This is a genomic window from endosymbiont of Bathymodiolus septemdierum str. Myojin knoll, assembly GCF_001547755.1.
Taxonomy (GTDB): Bacteria; Pseudomonadota; Gammaproteobacteria; order PS1; family Pseudothioglobaceae; genus Thiodubiliella.
Map to the genome: position 1 here is coordinate 1,076,901 of NZ_AP013042.1, position 11,121 is coordinate 1,088,021.

At 36.8% G+C, this 11,121-nt stretch carries 9 protein-coding genes; 5 read left to right on the top strand and 4 right to left on the bottom strand.

Annotation, left to right across the window (positions count from 1 at the left end):
• Nucleotides 1-212 precede the first annotated feature (212 nt).
• A complete protein-coding gene (cas2, locus tag BSEPE_RS05690; protein WP_066045001.1) occupies nucleotides 213-542 on the bottom strand; it encodes a CRISPR-associated endonuclease Cas2 in 330 nt (109 codons plus the stop codon).
• Nucleotides 532-1,422, bottom strand: coding sequence for a type II CRISPR-associated endonuclease Cas1 (gene cas1, locus BSEPE_RS05695; protein WP_066045004.1), 891 nt, complete (start codon nucleotides 1,420-1,422; stop codon nucleotides 532-534). The genes cas2 and cas1 overlap by 11 nt, the downstream gene beginning before the upstream one ends.
• Nucleotides 1,423-1,546: 124 nt before the next feature.
• Between cas1 and BSEPE_RS05700 the strand changes: the two genes are divergently transcribed.
• Entirely contained in the window at nucleotides 1,547-2,770 is a 1,224-nt protein-coding gene (locus BSEPE_RS05700; protein ID WP_066046126.1) for an IS256 family transposase, read from the top strand.
• Nucleotides 2,771-2,811: 41 nt separating this feature from the next.
• Here BSEPE_RS05700 and cas9 read toward each other — a convergent pair whose 3' ends face one another.
• Together cas9 and murD are read right to left on the bottom strand one after the other, a co-directional pair.
• Nucleotides 2,812-5,976, bottom strand: a complete 3,165-nt coding sequence (cas9, locus tag BSEPE_RS05705; RefSeq protein WP_066045006.1) for a type II CRISPR RNA-guided endonuclease Cas9 — start codon at nucleotides 5,974-5,976, stop codon at nucleotides 2,812-2,814.
• A 193-nt stretch (nucleotides 5,977-6,169) separates the two neighbouring features.
• Nucleotides 6,170-7,453 (bottom strand): UDP-N-acetylmuramoyl-L-alanine--D-glutamate ligase, encoded by a 1,284-nt coding sequence (gene murD / locus BSEPE_RS05710; protein WP_066045008.1) that lies wholly within the window; start codon nucleotides 7,451-7,453, stop codon nucleotides 6,170-6,172.
• 60 nt (nucleotides 7,454-7,513) lie between these two features.
• On the opposite strand from murD, the gene BSEPE_RS05715 reads away from it, so the two are divergent.
• The 4 genes from BSEPE_RS05715 to thrC are packed head-to-tail and all read left to right on the top strand — an operon-like array spanning nucleotide 7,514 to nucleotide 11,114.
• Nucleotides 7,514-8,182, top strand: coding sequence for a Bax inhibitor-1 family protein (locus BSEPE_RS05715; protein ID WP_066045010.1), 669 nt, complete (start codon nucleotides 7,514-7,516; stop codon nucleotides 8,180-8,182).
• On the top strand, nucleotides 8,175-8,702 hold the full coding sequence (locus tag BSEPE_RS05720) for an RNA pyrophosphohydrolase (RefSeq protein WP_066045012.1): 528 nt from the start codon (nucleotides 8,175-8,177) through the stop codon (nucleotides 8,700-8,702). The genes BSEPE_RS05715 and BSEPE_RS05720 overlap by 8 nt, the downstream gene beginning before the upstream one ends.
• Before the next feature lie 49 nt (nucleotides 8,703-8,751).
• Nucleotides 8,752-10,029: a homoserine dehydrogenase gene (locus tag BSEPE_RS05725; protein WP_066045014.1), complete on the top strand. Its 1,278-nt coding sequence runs from the start codon at nucleotides 8,752-8,754 to the stop codon at nucleotides 10,027-10,029.
• A gap of 14 nt (nucleotides 10,030-10,043) precedes the next feature.
• Entirely contained in the window at nucleotides 10,044-11,114 is a 1,071-nt protein-coding gene (gene thrC / locus BSEPE_RS05730; protein ID WP_066045016.1) for a threonine synthase, read from the top strand.
• Nucleotides 11,115-11,121: the final 7 nt, after the last annotated feature.

Here is an 11,121-nt window from a genome sequence, read left to right on the forward strand (position 1 = left end):
CCCTCTCTCTGGTCTGATATACTAAATAAATATGTGCAAAGACATTCTGGCTAGTTATAGACCCCTCCCTCTCTCTGGTCTGATATACTTTCGGCAGTCGCCTTAGTCGGTGGTGGCTCGTTATAGACCCCTCCCTCTCTCTGGTCTGATATACTACAAAGCCACACAACTCTTATATATCAAGAGTTGTGTGGCTTTGTAGTATGCGTTTTTCAAAATAATAATAGTTGTTTGCCTGCACTTTTCTCTGTTTTTTTAACTGATCCAAGTAATATTTCCATGCGCGCATATTGCTTTTCGGTAACTTGTAACATTCTAATGTTTCCCTTGGGTGGCAATATAGATTTTAAGTATTTTAAATGTGATTCTACACTATCCAATCCTTTGCAAACCCTTGAATATACAGAAAATTGCAACATAATAAATCCATCTTTTAATAGGTATCGCCTGAAAACGGTATAAACTCTTTTATCCTGTTTTGTTTTAGTTGGTAAGTCAAAAAATACAATTAATCGCATAAAACGATCATTTTTATTGAGCATGTCTTGGTAATAACAACAAATCAATATCTTGATGTTCGCTGGCACTTAACAAACCAAATACCATCATTTGAATAGCGTTCAATAGTGTTGTTTTTTCTTGCTTAAACACAACCTGTTTATTTAAAATATTAACCAAATCAGCGCGCATTTTAAAAGTTAACTTAGTGCCTGTCTTAGATGGATTGAGCAAATACACTTCAAAATCAATAAACGCTCTAAAAGGTTCTATTAAATCATCCACCAAATTAAAGGCATTTAATTCATTTTTATGATGAAAACCAAATGCTGGAACAAAGCCACTAGCACTGATGCTCCTAGCAATCGCAGAACGTACAATACTATAGCCATAGTCTAAGGCAGAGTTTCTAATATCATTAGTATTATTGCGTTTAAAATTCTCAAACAATGTTCTCCAATAAATTGTCGCCGCATATGCCTCCCTATTGGTCTTATCTGCCGATTGCACTTTAGATGCGATTAAACTAAGCTGTTTATTAGGTTGTTTGGTAATTTTTATTAAAGTTTGCTGCTGGTTTAATATCTTTGCTTTAACAATTTTTTGCCACACTCTATTTTTAAAAGATTGCGACCAGTTATTTTGTAAAAATGCATGTTTCGTCATTCTACTATGTTGATAAAAAGGGTGGAATACACCAATAGGCGTGTATTTTTCATCTGAAAAAATAACAACAATATTACTATCTGCACAATGCGACATAAAAACGGCAGTCATTGTTACTTGCGGATTTTCAATAACAATAGCAGATACTTCACTAATGGCAATATTTGCATCTTCATCATCTAAACGCCTAAGCAAAATATTACCATTTTTAATGGATAATTTGCAAGGGTTACTGATTAATAGCGTTTGCCACGACATTTTATTTTGACCCTGTAAACCAGATTGTGTAAACCCTCATATTTTATAATCCCTAAAAAGGAGAAAAAACATGAGTAACGCAACACTAAGAAAAAACCAAAAGAACCAACTGAACAACACAGGCATTAACCAACAAAAACTCCGTGCTTTTGCTGGTGAGCTTGCCAAAGACATCCACACCCAAGATGACTTGGCAGACTTGTCTGCATCATTGGTTAAGATGACCATAGAAGCGGCACTTGGTGCTGAGATGGAACATCACCTTGGCTATCCAAAATATGGACAAAATGGCAATGAATCTAATGCCAGTAATAACGCTCGCAATGGCTACTACTCTAAAATTGTTAAAGGTAATCATGGCGAAGTTGAACTTGCTATTCCAAGGGATCGCAATGCTAACTTTGAGCCTGCTATCATTGAGAAGGGTCAAACCAGATTAGGCGCTTTTGATAATCAAATATTAAGCCTGTATGCCAAAGGCATGAGCACCCGTGATATTGTCACAACCTTTAAAGAGATGTATGACGCTGACATCTCAGCAACGTTGGTGTCCAATGTAACACAAGCGGTTATTACTCAAGCCACAGAGTGGCGTAATCGTCCATTGGATGAGATTTACCCCATTGTTTATTTAGACGGTATTGTCATTAAAGTTAGGCAAGATAAACAAATCATTAAAAAGACCATGTACATTGCCCTAGGCGTTAATCTTGAGGGTAAAAAAGAATGTCTTGGCTTATGGTTGTCCAAAAATGAATCTTCTAAGTTCTGGTTGGGCGTTCTTAACGATATTGCTAATCGTGGCGTAAAAGACATTCTGATCGCCTCAGTCGATGGGTTAACGGGATTCCCCGAAGCTATTAATGCCGTGTTCCCACAGGCTGATGTACAACTGTGTATTGTTCATATGGTTCGCAACTCGCTTAAATATGTGGGCTATAAGGAACATAAGAATGTTGCTAGTGATTTAAAGCAAATCTATCAGTCTATTACTGAAGAAGAAGCTTTATTGGCGTTAGATGAGTTTGAGTATAAATGGGATACGCAGTTCCCAAGTATCGCCAAATCGTGGCGACGAAATTGGGATAATGTTGCTACTCTATTTGCTTATCCTGAGGCAATCAGAAAGGCAATCTATACCACTAATGCCATTGAATCCTTAAACTCAATGATTAGAAAATCTATCAAAAACAGAAAGATTTTTAATCATGATAACTCTGCTTTTAAAGTGGTCTTTTTAGCCATTGAAGCAGCCAGTAAGAAATGGACAATGCCAATACGAAATTGGTCACAAGCAATGAATCAGTTTATAATCCTACATGAGGATAGATTAAAGGATTATGTCTGATTTTTGAAAGAGGTGTTTACACAATCTGGTTTACAGGGTCTTTATTTTTTCTTTGGCTTGCTCTTATACATTTGTTTAATCAGAGGTAGTCGTTTTTCATTTTTCACTTCCGCTATGTCTCCTAATACCGATACTTGATATTTTTTTAAAGATGCCAATCCTGATCCAGTTGCAAGCAAAATATCTTTATACCCTTTTTTATTATCAGATTCTTTTCTTTCAATTTCAGCTTTATAATTCTGCTGAAAGGCAATTTTTCCATCTGATCTGATATATTTAAAATAAGCCAAAAGATGCTTACTATCTTTGGTTTTAGTTTTCTTGGTTTTAAACTCAATCAAATCATCTTTAAACAAAGAAAATAAAAACTGAACGTTTTTATCTATTTCATTACCTTTCAAATCCAGTTCTGGAAAATCATCTTTATAAAAATCGGCTGGATAAAATACTATAAATTGATATTTATTTTTTGCATTTTTAAACACATCAACTCTTTGAATGACCCCATTTTCTGCCATACCATTATTAACTGGGAATTTATACTTTCCACCCGTGTCTTTTGGCTTGATAGTCGCTTTATGCGCTGCTCCTGAAATTTTTCGCCTTGGTGCGAATGAAACAAAAATATCACCGACACTTTCATCAAGTACACTCTTGAAATCAGAAAAAGGCGGGGTGAATTTTATTTTTCTTTCTTTGGCAGTTTGATATTTGAAGTCTTCTCTTTTAGCGGAAATAGTTGACATTCTTTGCACTTCGCCTTGTGTGGCAAATGCCAAAATAATAGCGTCTTCAGCATGATGTAGATTGTTATCTCTATTTTTCTCTTCAATACCCCAGTTATAACGCAATTGATTTGTCAATGCACCACTTCTGACCTTTACCTTTTGTTTAATCGTATCATTTTGACTAAATTGCAAATGATTTTGCACAAAATTTTTAATAAATCTTGAAGCATAAGCCGTATCGTTTAGATTGCGTGCTAAAAAACCACTTTCTGGGTTTTTAATATCATCGCTAAAATCATTGCCTCGTCTTGGTGGTAGTGTCGTATTAAGCAGTTTATGTTTCTTTGCCTGCTTAATGCCAGCAAAGCTACTCACATAATTTTTATATTCTTGCCATTCTTTACTGTCTTTACTGTTTTTATCGCTATTTGTCAAATATTCAAATGGCGTTTGGTTTGCTTTATTTTGATTTTCTGCAGATAAACACAAAGCCTTATTATTCAAACTATTATCAAAAGTTCTGCTCCATGGCAAAATATGATCAATTTCCACATACCCATCTTCCAGTAGTTTGTTTATCTCGATTTCTTTTTTAGAATAGATACATTTTCCATGCTGTTGTTCATACAATCTTAATTTCAACAAGTCTCTACCTGAACCTTCATACTTAAAAATTTCTAAAAACTTTACCCTGATTGCTTCTTTTTCTTGTGCATATTCCTTTTGCCCTGTTTGGATTTCAAACTTTATTTTTTTAGAATTTTTTAACTCCCTTGCCATTTCAATATGCATCGCATCAAAACTACCATGCTTACGAATAACAGCATTTAGCACTTTTCTAAATTGTGAAAAAACACGCTTAACTGTTGGACTGGTAATTTGATAATTCTCTTCTTTATTGAGAGGTCGTAAATATTGTTGTGGATTAGCGGCTTTAAATTGAGAATGGTGTTTATATTCAGAATGAGCAACAGCGTCATGATATTTTAACCCTTGACATAAATAAGGTAATAATTTGTTGATAGCTTTCAAGGACAAACTATTAAACCCCGAAAAAGATATATTTAACAAGCTATTAATCGCTTCATTTACAATAGTTTTATCCATATTAAAGTCATTAAAAACTTGCTTTTTTAAGTCTTGTGTTGCACTTTTATCATCTTTTTGATAACTTAAAATCTCAGCAATTTTATTAAACTTATCTTTGTCAATAAATAACAAATCAAAAACTTCTTTATTTAATTCTTTTTTAATAGAGTGGTAGCCATTTAATTTGCCAAAAACAGTGTTCTCAACCTTAGTGTCATATTTAACGCCGTTAAATTTTTGCGACTCTGAAAGAGATAAAATACTGCGAATACTGCTATATTTATAACACTTAAACTTTTCTTTCTTATCATCTAAAACTTGTTTTTCTAATAAGACTTTTTGCTCAGGCGTAAGCCAATCCTCTAGTTTATAAAAATCTTCTATTTTGGCTTTAATGTTCGTTTTATATTCAAAATTTTGATGATAATCTAGTTGTTTAAATTTAAAGGCATCGGTTATTTTTAGTTGTTTTCTTAGGGTTGTGTATTTAACTTCTTTTATACTATAAAAAATATCAAGCAATTTATCAAATTCTGAAATCTCAAATAACCGCTTGATTTCACCCGTACTTTTATCAATTAAATCGGTATTGTTGATTTTACTAAGTAAGGTTGATTTTTCTACTGAAAAACAATTTTTTGCTCCTCTATATTCCTGAGTTTCAAAAGTGCATTTTCCAACTAAATCGGCTTTAAACTTTATTGGTCTTTGTGTAAAAGCAATATCTTTATAATGTTCTTTCAATCCATCAGTTGCAAATTGATTACCAAAATCTCTTTGTGATTCAAATAACACATCAATCTCTTTTCTTAATAAATCACGAGAAATTGAATGCTTGTATTGATCTTTTTTATTGCGCCTTATTCTATTATCTGGATAACGATTTTCTGTATAAAGCATTTCTCCAATCGTTTTATAGCCTAATTCATTCATTTTCTTTTCATTCTTACTAATACCGCTTAAAACTTTTTTCTTATCGGTATTGCCACTTTCTTCTGATTTACGATTAGATTGATAAGCTCGTCTTTTGGCAATATGATACAAAACCCTTGCCCACTCTTTGTTATTGAGCTGTTGTTCTAAACCTTTTGCCCGTAGTTGCCAGATATCTAAACGATTTTTACTATTAAATAGATGTTTAAATTCTGATTTTGAAAGTAATTTATGGGCAATAAATAACTTTTTGAGTTGGTTAAGTCGTTGTTTTCTACGACTTAAAACTCTTCTACCCCCTCTAAAACTTCGCCTAACAGCAGCAAGCGTTTTCCCCTCTCTATTAGTCGATTGAGTGAAAATACGCACCCCTGAATCAATAATTTTATTATTCTTATCATTAACCAATGCCCATCCAACTGAAGCGACACCTAAATCAACACCTAATATTCTCATATTTTTTTATTATGTTAAAAAAAATGTATATAATACACCATCTTAATAGTATGTCATACCAAGAGAGAGGGAGGATTTACTATAATAAGGTTTCTAGGTTTCTTGATCCGAAAGGCTCTAATATTTATATTATCCTCAATAAGAAACCACACTTTTTTTTAAACCCTACACAATGGTTATTGTATAGGGTTTTTTAATGGGCGCTATTCACATAATCTTTAAACATTCTTCCACGCTGTTCAAAGTTGTCAAACATATCAAAACTGGCACAGGCTGGAGATAATAGGATTGCACCCTTGATAATAAGGGATTGAGCGGTGGTGATGGCGTCTTCTAAGGTGTTTGCCAAGGTTGTGTTGGTGATGGATTTTTCAAATTTGTGGGTATCTTTGCCGATTAGGACGACGGGGATTTTATGCTCGTTAATGAGGGTGAATAGCGGGTGATAATCCTCTTGTTTAGCGACGCCGCCCATAATGAGAATGATGTTTTTATGGGTGGAAATTAGGGCTTGAATGGCGGTGATTGTGGAGATGGCGTTGGTGGCTTTTGAATCATTGTAGTAAGTAATGTTGTTTTTTTCTGTAACTTTTTCCAGGCGGTGCTCTAAGCCTTTGAAGGTTTTTAAGGTGGCAATCATCGCCTCCGTGCTCAATCCAATTTGGTCGCCAAGACTAAGTGCGGCTAAGGCATTTTTGATATTATGTTCACCGATGAGTGGCATATCATCAATACACATTAATGAAGTATCGCCTTTGAGTAGATAAGTGCTATTGTGACAAGTGACGGTGCCGAAATCTTTAGGATTTTTAGGTATGTCCATACCAAAAATTTTACTGGAAGATTGTTTAGATGTCAGGGGTTCGTCGATATTAATGACGGAGGTTTGGCAATGTGTATAGAGGCTGAGTTTAGATTGTGCATAATGCTCAAAACTTAGGTAGCGGTCTAAATGGTCGGGGGTAATGTTAAGTACCACGCCAGTGAATAGCCTTAAATTTTGCGTGTAATCTAATTGGTAGCTGGAAAGTTCTAACACATAATACGCAATATCATCATCCAGGCAATCAAGAGCAGGTTTGCCAATATTACCACCGATAGCGACTTTTTTGCCATCATTGGCAATCATCTCACCAAATAATTGAGTAACGGTAGATTTTCCATTAGAGCCAGTAATACCAATGATGGGGGCTTGAGCGTGACGAGAAAATAGTTCTATGTCGCTGACAATAGAGATATTTTGCTGCTTTGCCCAAAGGACGATGGGCTCAGTTTGAGCGATACCAGGGCTGATGAAAATCTCGTCAATATCAGCGAGCAGGTCCAAGGTCCAGTCGCCGAGAATTGGAGATTGGGGGCAATTGTTTAATGAAGGAGGATTTTGGCGACTGTCGGCGATGCGATAAGCGATATTTTGTTTAGATAAAAATCGTGCGATAGATAAACCTGTATCACCTAAACCTAAAACCAGTTTCATAATCAGTCCGCTATTTTGGTATAAAATAGGTATTTTACCGTTAATTATAAGGAGTAAGTTATGAGTACATTTACAACGACGGCTACAATGGGTAGCGTACAGGTTAAGAACAAAGTTTTATCCGATACAATGAGATTACTATCTTACACGCTAGTATTTGGCGGGTTGTCGTCTTGGTTTGCTGTAACCACAGGTGCAGGCTTTGGATCGGCAATGGTGGCATCATTGGTGGCAATCGCAGTAATTTGGTTTGTATTACCAAAAACACAAAATAGCAACAAAGGTATTGTTACAGCCTTTGCGGTGGCAGGGTTATTAGGCTACTCATTGGGTCCTATGCTAACGCATTATTTAGCGATGCCGAATGGGGCAAGTTTAGTGATGCAGGCGTTGACGGGTACGGGCGTGTCATTTTTTGCCATTAGTTTTTATGCACAAAATACTAAGAAAGATTTTTCTTTTATGGGTGGGATGATTTTCTTTGCTATGGTTGGTGTGATTGCTTTGTCATTGATTAATATCTTTTTTATCGAATCTTCATTTGTAAGTTTGGCAATTTCATTTGCCGTTGTACTGCTAATGGGTGCGTTTATGTTGATGCAAATGTCGTCTATTATCAACGGTGGTGAACGAAATTATATTGCTGCGACGGTTGGATTGTACTTATCATTGCACAATATGTTTGCCAGTTTGCTGCATATCTTAGGCGCTTTCGGTGGCGATGATTGATAGAGAAGGGTATCGTGCGAATGTCGGCATTGTTATTACTAACGACAAACAACAGGTACTTTTGGCCAAACGCTTCAAAAAAGAAGGCTGGCAGTTACCACAGGGTGGAATTGACAAGGGTGAGAATGAACTTGAAGCTCTGTTGCGTGAATTAGAAGAAGAAGTCGGCTTACGGGCTGAGCACATTGAGGTGGTGGCAAAGACACCAAAATGGTTGCGTTATGATTTACCTAAGAATAAAAGAAGTAAATATTGCGTGGGGCAAAAGCAGGTTTGGTTTTTGTTAAAACTGATAGGTTCAGAAAGTGACATTAAATTAGACACACATACGAAAATTGAATTTGAAGATTGGAAATGGGTGGATTATTGGCACCCGATTGAGGCAATTATTGACTTTAAAAAACCGATTTATGAAGATATGCTAAAAGCCCTAGCGCCTGTTTTATTTAACAATCAGCACAAAGTCCCTGTGCAATATTCTCGCCCATTAAAATGCAGTGCGATTACATTCAGCAAATAAGATTTTATATTGGTATAATTTCATCCTTTATTTGTATAGGATTTAACTTGTGAATATCGGAATTTTAGGACTTGGCACTGTTGGTGGTGGCGTTGTTAATGTTTTGGCTAAAAATAATGCTGAGATTAAACGCCGCACTGGCGCGTCTATCCAGGTGACGCACGCTGCAGTGCGCGATGTTAATCAAGCGCGTATCTGCCCTACTGACCATATTAAACTCACAGAAGACCCATTGACGATTGTTAATGATGCGTCGATTGATGTGGTGTTAGAATTAATGGGTGGCACAGGTCTTGCTAAGGAATTGGTTGAGGCAGCGTTACGCAATGGCAAGCATGTGATTACAGCAAATAAGGCGTTGATTGCCACACATGGCAATGCATTATTGGCGTTGGCAAAATCTAATAATGTACATTTATTGTTTGAAGCAGCAGTGGCTGGTGGCATTCCTATTCTAAAATCTTTAGAGCAAGGTTTGAGTGCCAATCAAGTTGAAATGGTGGCAGGTATTATTAACGGCACAGGCAACTTTATTCTTACGGAAATGCGTGACAAAGGTAGGGATTTTGCCGATGTACTAAAAGAAGCACAAGAATTAGGCTATGCAGAAGCCGACCCAACTTTTGATGTAGAAGGTATTGATGCGGCACATAAACTGGCCATTTTGGCATCAATTGCGTTCGGTTGCGAACTGGATTTTGACAAAGTTTCAAGCGAAGGTATTAGCGAAGTGAGTGGCGAAGATGTGGCGTTTGCGACTGAGTTAGGTTATTCCATCAAGCACTTAGGGATTGCCAAAAAAATTAATGGTCAAATTCAAATGCGTGTCCACCCTACTTTGATTCCAAAAACACAGTTATTGGCAAATGTTGATGGCGTGATGAATGCGGTATTAGTCAAAGGCAATGCGGTTGGGCCGACGCTTTATTATGGCGCGGGCGCAGGCGCTGAAGCCACGGCGAGTGCGGTGATTGCAGATTTAGTTGATGTGATTAAAGGCACGGTGAGTGCTGATGTGTTTGGCTGGAAATCGCTTAAAGCAGTACAAAGTCAAAATGTTAATGACATTGAAAGCGTATTTTATTTGCGTTTATTGGCGAAGGATACAACAGGCGTATTGGCAGACATTACTTCAATTCTTGCAAATCATAATATCAGTGTAGAATCTGTTGTACAAAAACAAATTGACGCACAAAACAATGCACACATTGCCATTATCACTAACTCGGTCGAAACGGGGGATATTAATACAGCAGTTGCAGAAATTCAAGAAAAAGATTTTATTCAAGCGGCAATTAAAATCATTCATGTAGAAACATTAGATTAACAGGAAAATAGATTATGAGCAAAAGATACACAGGGCTAATTAACCACTACAAAAACAGATTGCCGGTTGATAAAAATACAAAATTTATCAGTTTAGGTGAAGGCAATACGCCTCTTATTCGCTTGGAAAATATTCCTGCGCTATTAGGCAAAAATGTGGATATTTATGTGAAATACGAAGGCTTAAATCCGACAGGTTCATTTAAAGACCGTGGTATGACGATGGCTGTAACCAAGGCTGTGGAAGCAGGCTCTAAGGCCATTATTTGCGCTTCAACAGGCAACACTTCTGCTTCTGCAGCAGCCTATGCAGCTCGCGCTGGTATCAAAGCATTTGTACTTATTCCAGAGGGGAAAATTGCACTGGGTAAATTAGCGCAAGCAATGATGCACGGTGCGGTAATTATTCAGATTAAAGGTAATTTTGATGATGGCATGCGACTGGTCAAAGAAGTGGCCAACCATGCACCTGTATCTATCGTCAATTCAATCAACCCTTTCCGCCTGCAAGGTCAAAAAACTGCCGCCTTTGAGATTGTCGAAGAGCTAGGTGATGCCCCTGATTATCACTGCTTACCTGTGGGTAATGCGGGTAATATTTCCGCGCATTGGATGGGTTATAAGGAATACAACCAAGATGGAATTTCAGCGAAAACCCCTTCTATGGTCGGTTATCAAGCAGAAGGCGCAGCACCATTTACCAAAGGTGAAATGGTCGACAACCCTGAAACCATTGCCACCGCTATTCGCATCGGTCACCCACAAAGTTGGGATTTGGCACATAAGGTTAAAGAAGAATCTAACGGTTGGTTTGATGCTATTAGTGATGAGGCTATCTTAGCCGCACAAAAATTATTAACAGAACAAGAAGGTATTTTCTGCGAACCTGCTTCTGCCACCTCACTCGCAGGTGCGATGATTGACATTAACAATGGCAAAATCCCAGAAGGTTCTACCATCGTTTGCACGCTAACGGGTCACGGCTTAAAAGACCCTGATACAGCAATCGCACAATGTAAAAGTGAGATGATTTTAATTAATCCTGTGATGGACGAAGTTAAAAATGCGATTTTGGAGAATATGTAGAAAACAA

Excerpts from the sequence above, each read along its gene's own strand:
- cas1 (WP_066045004.1), bottom strand. The coding sequence starts at position 1,422 with ATGTCGTGGCAAACGCTATTAATCAGTAACCCTTGCAAATTATCCATT.
- cas9 (WP_066045006.1), bottom strand. The coding sequence starts at position 5,976 with ATGAGAATATTAGGTGTTGATTTAGGTGTCGCTTCAGTTGGATGGGCA.
- BSEPE_RS05720 (WP_066045012.1), top strand. The coding sequence starts at position 8,175 with ATGATTGATAGAGAAGGGTATCGTGCGAATGTCGGCATTGTTATTACT.
- murD (WP_066045008.1), bottom strand. The coding sequence starts at position 7,453 with ATGAAACTGGTTTTAGGTTTAGGTGATACAGGTTTATCTATCGCACGA.
- BSEPE_RS05715 (WP_066045010.1), top strand. The coding sequence starts at position 7,514 with ATGAGTACATTTACAACGACGGCTACAATGGGTAGCGTACAGGTTAAG.
- thrC (WP_066045016.1), top strand. The coding sequence starts at position 10,044 with ATGAGCAAAAGATACACAGGGCTAATTAACCACTACAAAAACAGATTG.
- cas2 (WP_066045001.1), bottom strand. The coding sequence starts at position 542 with ATGCTCAATAAAAATGATCGTTTTATGCGATTAATTGTATTTTTTGAC.